Source organism: Streptomyces sp. NPDC096205 (assembly GCF_044763135.1).
Lineage (GTDB): Bacteria > Actinomycetota > Actinomycetes > Streptomycetales > Streptomycetaceae > Streptomyces.
On record NZ_JBIWFS010000009.1, the window covers coordinates 217,188 to 234,846 of the forward strand.

Genomic DNA, 17,659 nt, shown 5'->3' on the forward strand with positions numbered 1-17,659 from the left:
GACTACCAGCGGTAGTGCGCGAAGGCCTTGTTGGACTCGGCCATCTTGTGCGTGTCCTCGCGCTTCTTCACAGCGGCACCGAGGCCGTTGGAGGCGTCGAGAAGTTCGTTGAGCAGACGCTCGGTCATGGTCTTCTCGCGGCGGGCGCGGGAGTAACCGACCAGCCAGCGCAACGCGAGCGTGTTGGCACGACCGGGCTTGACCTCGATCGGAACCTGGTACGTCGCACCACCGACACGGCGGGACTTGACCTCGAGGGTCGGCTTGATGTTCTCCAGAGCGCGCTTCAGCGTGATGATCGGGTCGTTGCCCGTCTTCTCACGCAGGCCCTCCATGGCGCCGTAGACGATGCGCTCGGCGGTGGAGCGCTTGCCGTTCAGCAGCACCTTGTTGATGAGCGAGGTGACAAGAGGAGAACCGTAGACCGGGTCGATGATGACCGGGCGCTTCGGGGCGGGGCCCTTACGAGGCATTCTTACTTCTCCTTCTTGGCGCCGTAGCGGCTGCGGGCCTGCTTGCGGTTCTTGACACCCTGGGTGTCGAGCGAACCGCGGATGATCTTGTAGCGAACACCCGGCAGGTCCTTCACACGGCCGCCGCGCACGAGCACGATGGAGTGCTCCTGCAGGTTGTGTCCCTCACCCGGAATGTAAGCGGTGACCTCGATCCCGCTGGTCAGACGCACACGCGCGACCTTACGCAGGGCCGAGTTCGGCTTCTTCGGGGTGGTCGTGAACACACGCGTGCAGACGCCACGACGCTGAGGGGAACCCTCGAGTGCGGGCGTCTTGTTCTTCTCGACCTTGTCCTGCCGGCCCTTGCGGACCAGCTGCTGGATCGTAGGCACTACTTCTCCGGTTTCTGTGTGCCGAATGGTGAAGCTAACCTGGAACGTCGCCGACCCACGCGGTCGGGTGTGTCGAATCCCGCGAACCCCCGCCGCAAGGCGAGAAGGGCGCAGATTACGGTGGCCGCGCTCGGCCCGTATGCGGTCGAAGGCACGCACGAGGGCCAGGGCACACCCCAGGCACAAGGTCTGAGCGTACCTACCGCATTCGCTGCGGTCAAAACAAATGGAACCGGGCCCGACCTGCCCGACTTGCCGCCTGTGTCCGCGCCCGCCGGAACCGGGCGCCGGCCGGGGCTCAGACCAGGGCGACCGCCAGCACGAGCAGCAGGATCAGGCCCGCCGCCCACGCGGCCGTGGCCAGCCAGCCCAGGACCAGACCGGCCAGCGCGAGTCCGTCGCCGCCCTCCCCGCTGCGGCGGATCTCGGTGCGCGCCGCGTGGCCGAGAACGATCGCCGGGATGCCGGTGAGACCGCCGGTGAAGAACACCAGGCCGCCGCAGATCGCCGCCCCGATCGCCTTCTCGTTGGTCTTCGGCCGGCCCATCGGCATGAAGGTCACCGGCACGCTCGCCGGCTGCGGCATCGGCCCCTGCGGCAGATCCGCCACCAGCAGCGCCAGCTCGCCCACGGTACGGGCCCCGTACGCCCGCTCCACCCGCTTCTCGAACTCGGACCGCTCCAGCCGCCCCTCCCCGTAACCGGCCCTCAGGACGTCGACCGCGCGCTCGCGGTCGGCGTTGGAGGCGAGCAGGGACGGGGCGTTCTGCCCGGTCCACGGCTGCCATGCGGGGTACGACACCGAAGAGCACCTCCCGAGACTGTGCGACACCATCATGCGCCGAAGCGCACGATCGGCACAGTCCCGAGTGGAGTGGCCCTGCGTGCGAGGGGGGTCCGGGGCGAACAGACTGTGGCCATGTCCACGTCGCAGACGCCGCCGGCCCCTCCCGAGCCGCCTCCGCCGCGCTCGCCCGCCGCAGCGTTCCTGGAGAAGGCGGCGATCGTGGCGGCGCCGAGCACCGTGACCTTCGGCCTGCTCTACTACTTCGGCAGCCTGTACCTCAAGTCGTACTACTCCGCCCTCGGCGTGCTGCCGGAGGACCTCGGCTTCTCCATCCAGGGCGTCGTCGCCAACAGCACGAGCGCGGTGTTCCTGCCGCTGTGCGGGCTGCTGGCCGCGGGGCTGATCGTGTTCCTCGGGCTCGGCTGGCTGGGGCGGGTCCTGGCCGGACCGGAGCACGCGGTGCGGCGCCGTGCGGCCGTCGTCTGGCTGCTCGGGCTCGGCATCGCCCTGATCCTGGTGGGCCTGCCCGCCTTCTTCTCGGATCTCGCCGCCGTCTTCCCGGTCGGCTGGCCCCGCCGCTACCTGCCGGGCCTGCTGGCGGCCCTGGGGTCCATCCTCGCCGTCTTCGCCGTCCATCTGCGCCTGAGCGAGGGCACCGGCACCCGCGTCCGGGAGGCCGCGGCCGGCGAGCGGATGTGGCTGGCGGGCGGCACCCTGCTCATCGGCCTGCTGACGGTCAGCCTCTTCTACGCCATGGCGCAGTACGTCGCCGACGTCGGCCGCGGTGACGCCGTGCTGGACGCCGAGGAGGGCTATCGGGGCACGCCGTTCGTGGTGGTGCACTCGAAGGTGCCGCTGGACCACAGCGCGAAGAGCATCGTGTTCAAGGACCACGGCCGCCGCAGCGAGCCGTACCGGTACGAGTACCGGGGCTTCCGCATCCTCGCCAAGGCGCCGGCCCGCTTCTACCTCGTCTCCTACGCCTCACGCTACGAGGACCGCCATGTGGTGGTGCTGCCCGACGACGGCACCACCTGGCTGGAGATCCGCGGCGCCTGACGGCCTACTCGGGGACCAGTTCGTCCGCGTCCTCCTCCGGGGAGGGGGGCGTGTCCTCGGGCGGCACCTCCTCCTCGCCCTCGGACGGTGTCGTGGGCGGGGCGACGCTGGTGGGCGGGGTCGAGGTCGGGCCCTCGTCGGCGACCGCCTCGCCGGAGATGGGGGCGGTGAGGGTGGCGCCGTTGGACAGCGAGACCGTCATGATCCCGGAGTACGGCCCCGGCTCCGTCGGCGTGTACTCGAAGACCACCGTGCAGTCGTCCGACTCGCCCACGCAGGTGTTGCTGGGCGGGACCGACTGTCCCTCGATCTCGATGTACACGCCGTTGACCGTGTTGAGCGGCTTCGACAGATTCGCACTCGGGGCTTCGACCGAGGCCGTCCCCGTCGTCTGCTCGCCCACCTTCGTCCTCGGCAGCTTGAGCGGCGACGCCCGGGGCTTCTCGGTGTCACTGCCCGGGAAGATCGTGCCCTCCCCCTCCTGCCCGCCACCCGCGTCAGAAGGGGTCGCCGTGGACGTGTCCTCGGACGGCGCCCACTCGGACTCCTCGTCGGACCCCGCGCTCGACGAAGACCGAGCGGACGGCTCCTCGACGGTCTCACCGCCGCCTCCCCCACCGCCCCCGCACCCCGCCGTCCCCGCCAGTACCGCCAGCGCCGCTGCCACGGCGAGTCTCCGGGCCATCGCTGACCTCATGACGTCAGCACCTCCGCTCCGTGTCGGCCGGGCTCACAAGGTCGCACGGGGGCACGCGGAGACAGCCGCGGACACGGCCCCGTCACTCGAACGCCTGGCCCGAACACGCCGAAGGGCGGCCACCCCGTAGGGTGACCGCCCTTCAGATCAAGCGGACGCTCGCGTCTTACTGGTTGTACGGACCGTAGTCGTAGTCCTCCAGCGGGACGGCCTGGCCGGAGCCGGTGCCGAACGGCGAGTAGTCGATGTCGTCGTAGCCGACGGCCGAGTACATCGCGGCCTTGGCCTCCTCGGTCGGCTCCACCCGGATGTTGCGGTAGCGGGACAGACCCGTACCGGCCGGGATGAGCTTACCGATGATGACGTTCTCCTTGAGGCCGATGAGCGAGTCGGACTTGGCGTTGATCGCCGCGTCCGTGAGGACTCGCGTCGTCTCCTGGAAGGACGCCGCCGACAGCCAGGACTCCGTGGCCAGCGAGGCCTTGGTGATACCCATGAGCTGCGGACGACCGGAGGCCGGGTGACCGCCCTCCTGGACCACACGACGGTTCTCGGTCTCGAACTTCGAGCGCTCGACCAGCTCACCGGGCAGCAGCTCGGCGTCGCCGGACTCGATGATCGTCACGCGGCGCAGCATCTGCCGAATGATGATCTCGATGTGCTTGTCGTGGATCGACACACCCTGCGAGTTGTAGACCTTCTGGACCTCGCCGACCAGGTGGACCTGGACGGCACGCTGGCCCAGGATGCGCAGCACGTCGTGCGGGTTGGTGGCACCCACGGTGAGCTTCTGGCCCACCTCGACGTGCTCGCCCTCGCTGACCAGGAGTCGGGCGCGCTTCGAGATCGGGTACGCCGTCTCGTCGCTGCCGTCGTCCGGCGTGATGACGATCTTCTTGGTCTTCTCGGTCTCCTCGATCCGCACGCGGCCGGAGGCCTCGGAGATCGGGGCGACACCCTTCGGGGTACGGGCCTCGAAGAGCTCGACGACACGCGGCAGACCCTGGGTGATGTCGTCACCGGCCACACCACCGGTGTGGAAGGTACGCATCGTCAGCTGGGTACCGGGCTCACCGATGGACTGGGCGGCGATGATGCCGACCGCCTCACCGATGTCGACCAGCTTGCCGGTGGCCAGCGAGCGGCCGTAGCACATGGCGCAGGTGCCGACGGCGGACTCACAGGTCAGGACCGAGCGGGTCTTGACCTCGGCGACGCCGTTGGCGATGAGCTCGTCGATGAGCACGTCGCCCAGGTCGGTGCCGGCCGGGGCCAGGACCTTGCCGTCCACGACGATGTCCTCGGCGAGGCAGCGCGCGTACACGGAGGTCTCGACGTCCTCGGCCTTGACCAGGGTGCCGTCCTCGACCGAGGCGATCTGCAGCCGCAGACCACGCTCGGTGCCGCAGTCCTCCTCGCGGATGATGACGTCCTGGGAGACGTCGACCAGACGACGGGTGAGGTAACCCGAGTCGGCGGTACGCAGAGCGGTGTCCGCCAGACCCTTACGGGCACCGTGCGTGGAGATGAAGTACTCCAGCACGGACAGGCCCTCACGGAAGGACGCCTTGATGGGACGCGGGATGGTCTCGTTCTTCGCGTTCGACACCAGACCACGCATACCGGCGATCTGCCGCATCTGCATCATGTTTCCTCGGGCACCCGAGTCAACCATCATGAAGATGGGGTTCGTCTTGGGGAAGTTCTCGTTCATCGCCTCGGCGACCTCGTTGGTCGCCTTGGTCCAGATCGCGATGAGCTCCTGCGTGCGCTCGTCCTTGGTGATCAGACCGCGCTCGTACTGCTTCTGGACCTTCTCGTCCTGCGCCTCGTACCCGCGGACGATCTCCTTCTTCGCCTCAGGGACGACGACGTCGGAGATGGCGACGGTGACGCCGGAACGGGTGGCCCAGAAGAAGCCGGCCGCCTTCAGGTTGTCGAGCGTCGCCGCCACGATGACCTTCGGGTAGCGCTCGGCCAGGTCGTTGACGATCTGGGAGAGCTGCTTCTTGCCGACCTCGTAGTCGACGAACGGGTAGTCCTCGGGCAGCAGCTCGTTGAAGAGCGCGCGGCCCAGCGTGGTGCGCAGCGTGAAGCTGTCACCCTGCTGCCACTCCGGCTCGCCCTCCTCGCGCGCCGGGGGCTCCCAGCCACGCGGCGGGATGGTGCCCACCGGGAAGCGGATGTCCACGCGCGCCTGGAGCGAGAGCTCACGGGCGTCGAACGCCATGATCGCCTCGGCGACCGACGAGAACGAACGGTCCTCGCCCTTGACGTTGCGGCCCTCGCCGTCGGTGGTGAGGAAGAACAGACCGAGGACCATGTCCTGGGTCGGCATCGTCACCGGACGGCCGTCGGCGGGCTTGAGGATGTTGTTCGAGGACAGCATCAGGATGCGGGCCTCGGCCTGCGCCTCCGCGGACAGCGGCAGGTGCACGGCCATCTGGTCACCGTCGAAGTCCGCGTTGAACGCGGTGCAGACGAGCGGGTGGATCTGGATGGCCTTGCCCTCGACCAGCTGCGGCTCGAAGGCCTGGATGCCGAGGCGGTGCAGGGTGGGAGCACGGTTCAGCAGAACCGGATGCTCGGCGATGACCTCTTCGAGGACGTCGTACACGACCGTGCGGCCGCGCTCCACCATGCGCTTGGCGCTCTTGATGTTCTGCGCGTGGTTCAGGTCGACCAGGCGCTTCATCACGAACGGCTTGAAGAGCTCCAGCGCCATGGCCTTGGGCAGACCGCACTGGTGCAGCTTGAGCTGCGGGCCGACGACGATGACGGAACGCGCCGAGTAGTCGACTCGCTTACCGAGCAGGTTCTGACGGAATCGACCCTGCTTGCCCTTCAGCATGTCGCTGAGGGACTTCAGCGGGCGGTTACCGGGACCGGTGACCGGGCGACCACGACGACCGTTGTCGAAGAGGGCGTCAACAGCCTCCTGAAGCATGCGCTTCTCGTTGTTGACGATGATCTCCGGAGCGCCCAGGTCGAGCAGGCGCTTCAGACGGTTGTTGCGGTTGATCACACGGCGGTACAGGTCGTTCAGGTCGGAGGTCGCGAAGCGGCCACCGTCCAGCTGCACCATCGGACGCAGGTCCGGCGGGATGACCGGCACGCAGTCGAGCACCATGCCCTTGGGGCTGTTGGACGTCTGCAGGAACGCGGAGACGACCTTCAGGCGCTTGAGCGCACGGGTCTTCTTCTGGCCCTTGCCGGTGCGGATGATCTCGCGGAGCTTCTCGGCCTCCTCGTCGAGGTCGAAGGACTCCAGGCGCTTCTGCAGCGCCGCGGCACCCATCGAACCGTCGAAGTACGTGCCGAAGCGGTCACGCAGCTCACGGTAGAGGAGCTCGTCGCCCTCCAGGTCCTGGACCTTGAGGGTCTTGAAGCGGTTCCACACCTCGTCGAGGCGGTCGATCTCGCGCTGCGCACGGTCACGCAGCTGCTTCATCTCACGCTCGGCGCCCTCGCGCACCTTGCGGCGCACGTCGGCCTTGGCGCCCTCGGCCTCGAGCTCGGCCAGGTCGGTCTCGAGCTTCTTGGCGCGGGCCTCCAGGTCGGCGTCGCGGCGCTGCTCGATCTGCTGACGCTCGACGGAGACGTGAGCCTCCAGCGAGGGCAGGTCGCGGGTGCGGCGCTCCTCGTCGACGAAGGTGATCATGTACGCCGCGAAGTAGATGACCTTCTCCAGGTCCTTCGGGGCGAGGTCGAGCAGGTAGCCCAGGCGCGACGGGACACCCTTGAAGTACCAGATGTGCGTGACCGGGGCGGCCAGCTCGATGTGGCCCATCCGCTCACGGCGCACCTTGGCGCGCGTGACCTCGACGCCACAGCGCTCACAGATGATGCCCTTGAAGCGGACGCGCTTGTACTTGCCGCAGTAGCACTCCCAGTCCCGGGTCGGACCGAAGATCTTCTCGCAGAAGAGTCCGTCCTTTTCGGGCTTGAGCGTGCGGTAGTTGATGGTCTCCGGCTTCTTGACCTCGCCGTGGCTCCACTGACGGATGTCGTCAGCGGTAGCCAGACCGATCCGGAGCTCGTCGAAGAAGTTGACGTCGAGCACTATGCGTCAATCCCTCTCAGGGTTGTAAGTCTTGGGGTCTGAAACGGGGGTCCTGGGGCCGGCCGGGGGACCATCACTGGTCCCCCCGCCGGACTCCCGTCAGACCTCTTCGACGCTGCTCGGCTCGCGCCGGGACAGGTCGATGCCGAGCTCCTCCGCAGCGCGGAAGACGTCCTCGTCGGTGTCGCGCATCTCGATGGACATACCGTCGCTGGACAGCACCTCCACGTTCAGGCAGAGCGACTGCATCTCCTTGATGAGCACCTTGAAGGACTCGGGGATGCCGGGCTCGGGGATGTTCTCGCCCTTGACGATGGCCTCGTAGACCTTCACGCGGCCGGTGACGTCGTCGGACTTGATGGTCAGCAGCTCCTGGAGGGCGTACGCGGCGCCGTAGGCCTCGAGGGCCCACACCTCCATCTCGCCGAAGCGCTGGCCACCGAACTGCGCCTTACCACCCAGCGGCTGCTGGGTGATCATCGAGTACGGGCCGGTCGAACGGGCGTGCAGCTTGTCGTCGACCAGGTGGTGCAGCTTGAGGATGTACATGTAGCCGACCGAGATCGGGTCCGGGAACGGCTCACCGCTACGGCCGTCGTACAGCCGCGCCTTACCGGTCGGGAGCACCATGCGCTCGCCGTCGCGGTTCGGGACGGTGTGCTGCAGCAGACCCGCGAGCTCGTCCTCACGCGCACCGTCGAAGACCGGGGTGGCGACGTTGGTGCCGGGCTCGACGCGGTCGGCGCCGATCGCCTGGAGGCGCTGCGCCCACTCGTCGGCCAGGCCGGAGACGTCCCAGCCGCGGCTGGCGAGCCAGCCGAGGTGGATCTCCAGGACCTGTCCCGGGTTCATTCGGGACGGCACACCCAGCGGGTTGAGGATGATGTCGACCGGGGTGCCGTCCTCCAGGAACGGCATGTCCTCGATCGGCAGGATCTTGGAGATGACGCCCTTGTTGCCGTGACGGCCGGCGAGCTTGTCACCGTCGGTGATCTTGCGCTTCTGCGCGACGTAGACGCGCACCAGCTGGTTCACACCGGGGGGAAGCTCGTCGCCCTCCTCGCGGTCGAAGACGCGCACACCGATGACCTTGCCGGTCTCGCCGTGCGGCACCTTCAGCGAGGTGTCACGGACCTCACGGGCCTTCTCACCGAAGATCGCGCGCAGCAGGCGCTCCTCCGGCGTCAGCTCGGTCTCACCCTTCGGGGTGACCTTGCCGACGAGGATGTCACCGGCGATGACCTCGGCACCGATACGGATGATGCCGCGCTCGTCGAGGTCGGCGAGGACCTCCTCGGAGACGTTCGGGATGTCCCGGGTGATCTCCTCGGGGCCGAGCTTGGTGTCACGGGCGTCGACCTCGTGCTCCTCGATGTGGATCGAGGAGAGGACGTCGTCCTGCACGAGGCGCTGCGACAGGATGATCGCGTCCTCGTAGTTGTGACCCTCCCACGGCATGAACGCCACGAGCAGGTTCTTGCCCAGCGCCATCTCGCCGTTCTCGGTGGCGGGACCGTCGGCGAGGACCTGGCCCTCGACGACGCGGTCGCCCTCGGCGACGACGACCTTCTGGTTGACCGAGGTGCCCTGGTTGGAGCGGGCGAACTTGGCCAGGCGGTACGTGATGTACGTGCCGTCGTCGTTGGCGGTGGTGATGTAGTCCGCGGAGACCTCCTGGACCACACCGGCCTTCTCGGCCTTGACGACGTCACCGGCGTCGACGGCGGAGCGGTACTCCATGCCGGTGCCGACGAGCGGGGCCTCCGCCTTGATGAGCGGAACGGCCTGGCGCATCATGTTCGCGCCCATGAGGGCACGGTTGGCGTCGTCGTGCTCGAGGAACGGGATCATGGCGGTCGCGACCGACACCATCTGGCGCGGCGAGACGTCCATGTAGTCCACGTCGTCACCGGCGACGTAGTCGACCTCGCCGCCACGACGGCGGACCAGGACGCGGTTCTCGGCGAAGCGCATGTCGTCGGTCAGGCCGGCGTTGGCCTGCGCGATAACGAAGCGGTCCTCCTCGTCGGCGGTCAGGTAGTCGACCTCGTCGGTGACCTGGCCGTCGACGACCTTGCGGTACGGCGTCTCGACGAAACCGAACGCGTTGACGCGGCCGTAGGAGGCGAGCGAACCGATCAGACCGATGTTCGGGCCTTCGGGGGTCTCGATCGGGCACATACGTCCGTAGTGGGACGGGTGCACGTCTCGGACCTCGAAGCCGGCCCGCTCACGGGACAGACCACCCGGGCCGAGCGCGGACAGACGACGCTTGTGCGTCAGCCCGGACAGCGGGTTGTTCTGGTCCATGAACTGCGACAGCTGGCTGGTGCCGAAGAACTCCTTGATGGAGGCGACGACCGGCCGGATGTTGATCAGGGTCTGCGGCGTGATCGCCTCGACGTCCTGGGTCGTCATGCGCTCGCGGACGACTCGCTCCATACGCGCCAGACCCGTACGGACCTGGTTCTGGATGAGCTCGCCGACGCTGCGCAGACGACGGTTGCCGAAGTGGTCGATGTCGTCGGTCTCGACGACGACCGTGTCGCCGTTGTCGCCGACGGTCTCGGTCTCACCGGCGTGCAGCTTCACCAGGTACTTGATCGTCGAGATGATGTCCTCGACGGTCAGGATGCCCGCGTCGAGCGGGGCGTCCGCGGCCAGCTTCTTGTTGACCTTGTAGCGGCCGACCTTGGCGAGGTCGTAGCGCTTGGGGTTGAAGTAGAGGTTCTCCAGCAGCGTCTGCGCGGCCTCACGCGTGGGGGGCTCGCCCGGACGCAGCTTGCGGTAGATGTCGAGCAGCGCGTCGTCCTGGCCCTGGGTGTGGTCCTTCTCCAGGGTGGCGCGCATGGACTCGTACTCGCCGAACTCCTCGAGGATCTGCTCGGTGGTCCAGCCGAGCGCCTTGAGCAGGACGGTCACCGACTGCTTGCGCTTGCGGTCGATGCGGACGCCGACCATGTCGCGCTTGTCGATCTCCATCTCCAGCCAGGCACCCCGGGACGGGATGATCTTGGCGGAGAAGATGTCCTTGTCGGACGTCTTGTCGATGCTGGAGTCGAAGTAGACACCCGGCGAACGGACCAGCTGCGACACCACGACACGCTCGGTGCCGTTGATGACGAAGGTGCCCTTGTTCGTCATGAGCGGGAAGTCGCCCATGAAGACGGTCTGGGACTTGATCTCGCCGGTCTCGTTGTTGGTGAACTCGGCCGTGACGAAGAGCGGCGCGGCGTACGTGAAGTCGCGCTCCTTGCACTCGTCGATCGAGTTCTTCGGCGGCTCGAAGCGGTGGTCACGGAAGGTCAGCGACATCGACCCGCTGAAGTCCTCGATCGGGGAGATCTCCTCGAAGATCTCCTCCAGACCGGACTTGGTGGGGACGTCCTGACCGTTCTCCAGAGCCTCCTCGACCCGACTCTGCCAGGCGGTGTTTCCGAGCAGCCAGTCGAAGCTCTCGGTCTGCAGCGCGAGCAGGTTCGGAACCTCGAGAGGCTCCTTGATCTTTGCAAAAGAGATGCGCAGCGGGGCGGTGCTGGCGCCGTTGTTCGTATTCGCGGTCGAGGCGTTGCGCGAGGCGGCCAAGAGGGGGTCCTTCCGAGGGCTCGGACTCACTACGCGCGTACCGGCCCCTCACTCACACATGGCGACAGGCTTCCCTTTGTGGCTGTTCGGCCAGGTCAGAGAGTTCTGATCGTCAGTGCTGAGGTGAGGGCAGACCCCTGGTGACGGGCAGGGGACAGCTAACAGGCAGCGCAAAGGGTCAGTGTAGCCACTTGGCACACTGATGTCCAGTCCCGGTTTGCACCACAGCCATAGGGACCCTCTTTGTTCTCAACGTCTGCGGCATGCCTGCCCTCAACGCACGTTGATACTGCCCTCTTCGTCGTCGATCCATGCCTCGGATTCGGACCGTTGTGACGACGCGTCCTGAGAATTGCGCGCTGCGTTCGGTTCGTCAAGGCCCCCTGGCCGGAACCAGGACGTTCGGAGACACGACGAAGATCACCATACCCCCCGCCGTACCGGGTGCAAGGCAACCGCGGCCGGCCCCCCGCAAACGCCGAAGAGCGACCACCCGGATGGATGATCGCTCTTCGGTGCGTTCGCGTTACAGCCCTATCGGGCCGCGTTCAGCTCGCGCCGCCGCATCAATATGCGCCTACCGGCGCGCGGCCGTGTGGACCCGTGAGGTCTTACTTGACCTCGACGGAGGCGCCGGCAGCCTTGAGGGACTCGGCAGCCTTGTCCGCGGCCTCCTTGTTGACCTTCTCCAGGACCGGCTTCGGGGTGCCGTCGACCAGGTCCTTGGCCTCCTTGAGGCCCAGGGAGGTGAGCTCGCGCACGACCTTGATGACCTGGATCTTCTTGTCGCCGGCGCCGGTGAGGATGACGTCGAACTCGTCCTTCTCCTCCGGGGCCTCGGCGGCGGCGGCCGGACCGGCCGGACCGGCAACGGCGACCGCGGCGGCGGCGGTGACGTCGAACTTCTCCTCGAACGCCTTGACGAACTCGGAGAGCTGGATCAGGGTCATGCCCTCGAACTCGGCGAGCAGTTCTTCCTGGGTGAGAGCCACGATGGCTTTCCTTCCACTAATTCGGCTGGTGCCGGGATGTACATGAATGGCGGGCGTACGTTGGCCCGCTACGACCACTGCCTGCGGCGGAGCGCCTCAGGCGGCGATCATGTTGCGAGCCGAATTACTCGGCACCGCCCTGCTCGTCCTGCTTGGCGCGAAGAGCGTCCACGGTGCGGACGAGCTTCGTCGGAAGCGCCTGGAAGAGCTGCGCAGCCTGCGTCTGCTTGCCCTTCATGGCGCCCGCCAGCTTGGCGAGCAGAACCTCGCGGGACTCGAGGTCCGCAAGCTTCTTGATCTCATCGGCGGACAGCGCCTTGCCGTCAAGGACACCGCCCTTGATGATGAGATTCGGGTTGTCCTTGGCGAAGTCGCGCAGACCCTTCGCCGACTCCACCGGGTCACCGGTGACGAAGGCGACGGCCGTCGGACCAGCGAAGAGCTGGTCGTCCAGCGTGATCCCGGCCTCGTTGGCCGCAATCTTGGTCAGCGTGTTCTTCACCACGGCGTACTGGGCGTTCTCACCGAGCGAACGACGCAGCGTCTTGAGCTGCGCCACGGTGAGACCGCGGTACTCGGTCAGCACGGCGGCGTTGGAGCTACGGAACTTGTCCGTCAGCTCGGCAACCGCGGCAGCCTTGTCGGGCCTCGCCATAGAGCCTCGGCCTCCTTCCGGGTGATTCGGACCGCGCGGACCCGAAGGAGGACTGGGGAAAACGAAACGCCCCGGCGCAGGCGCTCGGGGCGGACTCGACCGGCCGTACACACACTTCGGTGTGCACTCCGGGAGTTCTTCCACGGTCACCTGCGCGGGTCGTCCGCATTTTCAGCGGATCCTTCGGCCACCGCGCCCTCTCACGAGCGCACGGCAACGACCAGCGGTCTTTGGCTTCGAGAAGGAGATTACGTGACCGGATCGCCGGGAAGCAAATCCGGTCGTACCAGGATCTTCGCAGAGGCCGAGAAGGGGCTCAGCTCGTGCCGAGAGGCTCGCTGTCGTCCAGGCCCTCCAGGTCGAGCGTGTCCTCGTCGATGGCGCTCTCGTCGAAGCCGCCGTCCTCGCCGAGGTCCTTGAACATCTCCATGAGGTCGAAGGTCTCGGACGCCGGCGGCACCTCGACCTCGGCCTTGGTGCCGTAGTCGGAGAAGGTCATGCTCATGTCGACGTCGCCCTCGGGGGTGTCGATCCCGATGTCCATACGGACCGGCAGGTCGTCATCGTTGACCCACACCTCGGTGTCGTAGCCCTTGATGCCGGACTTCTCGATGTTGTCCAGGAGCTGCTTGCGCTCGGCGGGCTTCAGCACCTCCAGCGACTTGTTGGTCTTCATCATCTCGGCGACGGTGAGCGTGCCCTTGTAGTGCTCGGCCTCGACGCCGCCGACCTTCTCGCTGCCCACGTGCTTGAGGTTGGGCGACTCCAGCAGGAGGGCTATCTGCTCGGCCGGGTTCTGGTTCATGTTGTCCATGCCGGCGGTCATCTGGCGGGCCAGGTCCTCGTTGCCGGCGGCCTCGGCCGCGGCGCCGAAGTCCAGCTTCATCCAGCGCTTGCCGTCCATCTCGACGGCGGCCTCCTTGCCGCCGTCCATGTACATGACGTCGTCGCGCATGATCATGCGGATCTTCTCCGGCATGTCCGGCTCCGCCGCGTAGCCCTCGACCGTGAGGTCCATCACGGCCGGGTCCCAGCCCATGACGCCGCTGACGATCGCCTTGTCGCCGCCGCCCATCATCCCGGGCGCGCTCATGGTCATGTGGACCTTGGCGGACTTGGCCTCGGCGGTCTTCTCGTACGCCGCCGTCAGGACCTGGAACGGCGTCCGGTCGGCCCTGTCCCCCTTGTCCCCGCCACAGCCGACGGCCCCGCCCGCGAGCAGGAGCGCCGAGAGACCGGCGAGAGTGGCCCCACCCCGGGTACGTACAGAAAGGCCCATGATTCCCCCCACGGAACGAACGGCCGATACACAGTCAGTCTGTCGAGCGTATCCGAGGCCACCGACAGCCGACCTCTCAATTCCGGCCGGGACGGACGAGGTCCTTGAAGTCCTGGGTGTCCCGCGCGGGCGGCGGCTGGACGGAGACGCGCAGGCCGTAGTCGTCGTAGTACGCGGTCTGGATCACCGTCCCGCTCCTCTCGGCCTTCTTGACCAGCAGGCCGTCGCCGGCGATCCACAGGTCGACGGTCTGCCCGGGGAGGCCTGCGGGCTGCGCGCTGCCCGTGTAGTGCGTGGCCGGCTCGCCGCGAACGGGCTCCGTGCCGACCAGGCGTACGTCCCCGGAGGCCAGCAGCAGCGCCACGGCCCGGTGCGGGGCGGCCTCCCGGATCTGCGCGGCGAGCCGGGCGCCGGAGGCGTCGCCGAGGTCGGCCAGGTCGTCCCAGCCGTACCGGATCCAGTGCCGGCCGCCCGCCTTCGCCGCGAACGCCTCGCCCACGCGCGTGTAGTACGCGTCGGGCAGATAGCGGGCCTGCGTCGAGGTGCTGCCCAGCTCCGCCAGGGTCGCGGCGACGCCGCCGCCGGTGTAGGTGAGGGCGAGGGCGCCGGTGAGCCCGTCGCGCCACGCGAGCGTGCCGGTGGAGGTCATGGTGGCGTCCGGCCCGAGCGTGGTCGTGGACCGCACACGCGCCGACCCGGCCCTCTCGGTGGCCCGCTCGGCGTCCCGCAGCGCAGCGAGGACAGCGGGCGCCGCCCGGGCCGTACGACGTTCAGCGGCGTGGTCCGCCGGGGAGTCGCTGTCCGCCGAGGTGCAGGCGGCCGCGCCCGTGAGCAGCAGCGCCGCCATCAGTACCCGGCCCCGCCATGCCCTGCCGCCGGCCATACGCCCTCCCCCGCGCCCGTCCCTGCCGGCACGCTAGCGCAGGACCGGGCAACGGGAACGGGCCCCGCACCTTCGAGAAGGTGCGGGGCCCGTGGCCTGCTTCAGTGAGCCTTGGGGGCTCAGACCGCGGCCGGGTCCTCCTCGACGAGGAGGTTGCGGGTGCGGTTCGGGTCGACCGGAATGCCGGGGCCCATCGTGGTGGTGATGGCGGCCTTCTTGATGTAGCGACCCTTGGCGGCGGACGGCTTCAGACGGAGGATCTCCTCCAGCGCGGCGCCGTAGTTCTCCACCAGCTTGGTGTCGTCGAAGGACGCCTTGCCGATGATGAAGTGCAGGTTCGAGTGCTTGTCGACGCGGAACTCGATCTTGCCACCCTTGATCTCGGTGACGGCCTTGGCCACGTCGGGGGTGACGGTGCCGGTCTTCGGGTTCGGCATCAGACCACGCGGACCGAGCACGCGGCCGAGGCGGCCGACCTTGCCCATGAGGTCCGGGGTGGCGACGACGGCGTCGAAGTCCAGGCGGCCCTTCGAGACCTCGTCGATCAGCTCGTCGGAGCCGACGATGTCGGCGCCGGCGGCCTCCGCGGCCGCAGCACGGTCACCGGTCGCGAAGACCAGGACCCGGGCAGTCTTGCCGGTGCCGTGCGGCAGGTTCACGGTGCCACGGACCATCTGGTCGGCCTTGCGCGGGTCGACACCCAGACGGAAGGCGACCTCGACGGTGCCGTCGAACTTGGTCGTGGAGGTCTCCTTGGCGAGACGGACGGCCTCGAGCGGGGCGTACAGCTTCTCCCGGTCGATCTTGGCGTCCGCAGCGCGGAGAGACTTGCTGCGCTTGCTCACTACTGCTCCTGGGGTTTTCTTAGGAGTCGTGGTCCGGGCCGAGCAGGCCCTGCCACTACTGCTGGTCTACGAGGTTGGGGCTCAGCCCTCGACCGTGATGCCCATGGAACGGGCGGTGCCGGCGATGATCTTCGCGGCGGCGTCCAGGTCGTTGGCGTTGAGGTCGGGCATCTTGGTGGTGGCGATCTCGCGGACCTGCGCCTCGGTGATCTTGGCGACCTTGGTCTTGTGCGGCTCGCCGGAGCCCTTCTCCACACCCGCGGCCTTGAGGATCATCTTCGCGGCCGGCGGGGTCTTGGTGATGAAGGTGAAGGAGCGGTCCTCGTAGACCGTGATCTCCACCGGGATGACCCAGCCACGCTGCGACTCGGTCGCGGCGTTGTAGGCCTTGCAGAACTCCATGATGTTGACGCCGTGCTGACCCAGCGCGGGGCCGACCGGCGGAGCCGGGTTGGCGGCACCGGCCTGGATCTGGAGCTTGATGAGCCCCGTGACCTTCTTCTTCTTGGGAGGCATAGCTCTCCGGGTCCTTTCGATTCGGGTCCTGCCCGCGCGCGGGAATCACCCGGACGCAGGCATACCGCACAACGATAACGGGTATGGATGCGCGGCCAAAAACCGAGCAGGTCAGACGGGCCTCAGCGGCCCGCCCGACCTGGTCGGAAGCGGTAGGTCCAGAGAGAACTAGTTCTTCTGGATCTGGTCGAAGCTCAGCTCGACCGGCGTCTCGCGGCCGAAGATCTCCACGAGACCCTTGACCTTCTTCGAGTCGGCGTTGATCTCGTTGATCGTGGCCTGCAGCGTGGCGAACGGACCGTCGGTGACGGTGACCGAGTCGCCGACCTCGAAGTCCAGCACCTGGACCTCGACCTTGCGCTGCGGAGCGGGCTTGCCCTCGGCCTCGGCGGCCTCGCGGGCCGCCTTCTCCTCCGCCTCCGGGGCGAGCATCTTGACGATCTCGTCCAGGGTCAGCGGGTACGGGTCGTAGGCGTTGCCCACGAAGCCGGTGACGCCGGGGGTGTTGCGGACGACGCCCCAGGACTCGTTCGTCAGGTCCATGCGCACCAGGACGTAGCCGGGCAGCTTGTTCTGACGGATGGTCTTGCGGTCGCCGTTCTTGATCTGGACGACCTCTTCCTGCGGCACCTCGGCCTGGAAGATGTAGTCCTCGACGTTCAGGGAGACCGCGCGCTGCTCCAGGTTGGTCTTCACGCGGTTCTCGTAGCCGGCGTACGTGTGGATGACGTACCACTCGCCGGGCAGGGTGCGCAGTTCCTCGCGCAGGGCCTGGACGGGGTCGACGGGAGCGGCCTCTTCGGCCTCCTCTTCCTCGACCTCTTCGTCAGTGGCCTCTTCGTCGGAGGGCTCCTCGTCGGAGGACTCTTCGCCGGCCTCTTCGTCGGTCGCGAGGACCTCGTCCTCGTCCTCGACGTGCACAGCGGCTTCCTCGGCGGGCTCGCCCGACTCGGCTTCGGCAGCCTCGAACTCGTCCAGGTCCTCGTCCGCGCCCTCGACGATGTCGAGCTCGTCGTCCACCGACTCTTCCGGCTCGATGGCGTCGTTCAGGTTCTGGTCAGACACGGTGGCTGCTTCTTCCTGGATACATAGGGGTGGAACATGCGAAAGGGGCGCCGGTAACCGCGGCGCCCTTCGCTCTTGGCTCAGCCGAAGACGTACTTGGCTGCGTGGTCAAGTCCATAGTCAATCACGGTGACCAGGCCGATCATGATGACCACGAAGACGATCACGACGGTCGTGTACGTGGTCAGCTGATTGCGCGAGGGCCAGACGACCTTGCGGAGTTCCGCGACGACCTGGCGGTAGAAGAGCGCGAGACGCTTCAGCGGGCCCTTCTTGGCGCGCTTGCCACCCTTGCGGGCCTTCTTCGACTCAGGCGCCTCATCCCGGGCGTCAGGCGTGTCGAGGGAGCCCACGGCGTCCGTCATTCATCCTCACCTGATCCCGGG

The 17,659-nt window shown here is 67.6% G+C and carries 15 protein-coding genes; 1 reads left to right on the plus strand and 14 read right to left on the minus strand.

Annotated features, from left to right (window positions below; all coding sequences use genetic code 11):
- Nucleotides 1-2: 2 nt before the first annotated feature.
- The 3 genes from rpsG to ACIQ6Y_RS30560 form a co-directional block, all read right to left on the minus strand.
- Entirely contained in the window at nucleotides 3-473 is a 471-nt protein-coding gene (rpsG, locus tag ACIQ6Y_RS30550) for a 30S ribosomal protein S7 (RefSeq protein WP_003992340.1), read from the minus strand.
- A 2-nt stretch (nucleotides 474-475) separates the two neighbouring features.
- A complete protein-coding gene (gene rpsL / locus ACIQ6Y_RS30555) occupies nucleotides 476-847 on the minus strand; it encodes a 30S ribosomal protein S12 (RefSeq protein WP_003948652.1) in 372 nt (123 codons plus the stop codon).
- A gap of 298 nt (nucleotides 848-1,145) precedes the next feature.
- Nucleotides 1,146-1,649, minus strand: a complete 504-nt coding sequence (locus ACIQ6Y_RS30560) for a DUF1707 and DUF4190 domain-containing protein (RefSeq protein WP_404043717.1) — start codon at nucleotides 1,647-1,649, stop codon at nucleotides 1,146-1,148.
- A gap of 117 nt (nucleotides 1,650-1,766) precedes the next feature.
- On the opposite strand from ACIQ6Y_RS30560, the gene ACIQ6Y_RS30565 reads away from it, so the two are divergent.
- Nucleotides 1,767-2,693 carry a hypothetical protein gene (locus ACIQ6Y_RS30565; RefSeq protein ID WP_404043719.1) on the plus strand — a complete coding sequence of 309 codons (927 nt, stop codon included), beginning with the start codon at nucleotides 1,767-1,769 and terminating at the stop codon, nucleotides 2,691-2,693.
- Between the two features lie 4 nt (nucleotides 2,694-2,697).
- Here the strand turns inward: ACIQ6Y_RS30565 and ACIQ6Y_RS30570 are convergent, their stop codons facing one another.
- The 11 genes from ACIQ6Y_RS30570 to secE form a co-directional block, all read right to left on the minus strand.
- On the minus strand, nucleotides 2,698-3,390 hold the full coding sequence (locus tag ACIQ6Y_RS30570) for a hypothetical protein (RefSeq protein WP_404043721.1): 693 nt from the start codon (nucleotides 3,388-3,390) through the stop codon (nucleotides 2,698-2,700).
- Nucleotides 3,391-3,556: 166 nt separating this feature from the next.
- Complete coding sequence (locus tag ACIQ6Y_RS30575) at nucleotides 3,557-7,453, minus strand: DNA-directed RNA polymerase subunit beta' (protein WP_404043723.1); 3,897 nt, start codon at nucleotides 7,451-7,453, stop codon at nucleotides 3,557-3,559.
- Between the two features lie 99 nt (nucleotides 7,454-7,552).
- On the minus strand, nucleotides 7,553-11,038 hold the full coding sequence (gene rpoB / locus ACIQ6Y_RS30580) for a DNA-directed RNA polymerase subunit beta (protein ID WP_404043725.1): 3,486 nt from the start codon (nucleotides 11,036-11,038) through the stop codon (nucleotides 7,553-7,555).
- A gap of 611 nt (nucleotides 11,039-11,649) precedes the next feature.
- Nucleotides 11,650-11,988 (minus strand): 50S ribosomal protein L7/L12, encoded by a 339-nt coding sequence (rplL, locus tag ACIQ6Y_RS30585; protein WP_404044176.1) that lies wholly within the window; start codon nucleotides 11,986-11,988, stop codon nucleotides 11,650-11,652.
- Between the two features lie 166 nt (nucleotides 11,989-12,154).
- The gene (gene rplJ / locus ACIQ6Y_RS30590; RefSeq protein ID WP_356692205.1) at nucleotides 12,155-12,685 is read right to left on the minus strand and encodes a 50S ribosomal protein L10; all 531 of its coding nucleotides are present in this window, start codon (nucleotides 12,683-12,685) and stop codon (nucleotides 12,155-12,157) included.
- A gap of 316 nt (nucleotides 12,686-13,001) precedes the next feature.
- Nucleotides 13,002-13,964: a hypothetical protein gene (locus tag ACIQ6Y_RS30595; RefSeq protein WP_404043728.1), complete on the minus strand. Its 963-nt coding sequence runs from the start codon at nucleotides 13,962-13,964 to the stop codon at nucleotides 13,002-13,004.
- Between the two features lie 76 nt (nucleotides 13,965-14,040).
- Nucleotides 14,041-14,847 carry a hypothetical protein gene (locus ACIQ6Y_RS30600; protein ID WP_404043730.1) on the minus strand — a complete coding sequence of 269 codons (807 nt, stop codon included), beginning with the start codon at nucleotides 14,845-14,847 and terminating at the stop codon, nucleotides 14,041-14,043.
- Between the two features lie 119 nt (nucleotides 14,848-14,966).
- Nucleotides 14,967-15,692: a 50S ribosomal protein L1 gene (rplA, locus tag ACIQ6Y_RS30605; protein ID WP_404043732.1), complete on the minus strand. Its 726-nt coding sequence runs from the start codon at nucleotides 15,690-15,692 to the stop codon at nucleotides 14,967-14,969.
- Between the two features lie 81 nt (nucleotides 15,693-15,773).
- Nucleotides 15,774-16,208 (minus strand): 50S ribosomal protein L11, encoded by a 435-nt coding sequence (rplK, locus tag ACIQ6Y_RS30610; protein WP_028805116.1) that lies wholly within the window; start codon nucleotides 16,206-16,208, stop codon nucleotides 15,774-15,776.
- A gap of 168 nt (nucleotides 16,209-16,376) precedes the next feature.
- Complete coding sequence (gene nusG, locus ACIQ6Y_RS30615; RefSeq protein WP_404043734.1) at nucleotides 16,377-17,273, minus strand: transcription termination/antitermination protein NusG; 897 nt, start codon at nucleotides 17,271-17,273, stop codon at nucleotides 16,377-16,379.
- A gap of 80 nt (nucleotides 17,274-17,353) precedes the next feature.
- On the minus strand, nucleotides 17,354-17,638 hold the full coding sequence (gene secE / locus ACIQ6Y_RS30620; protein ID WP_404043736.1) for a preprotein translocase subunit SecE: 285 nt from the start codon (nucleotides 17,636-17,638) through the stop codon (nucleotides 17,354-17,356).
- Nucleotides 17,639-17,659 lie beyond the last annotated feature (21 nt).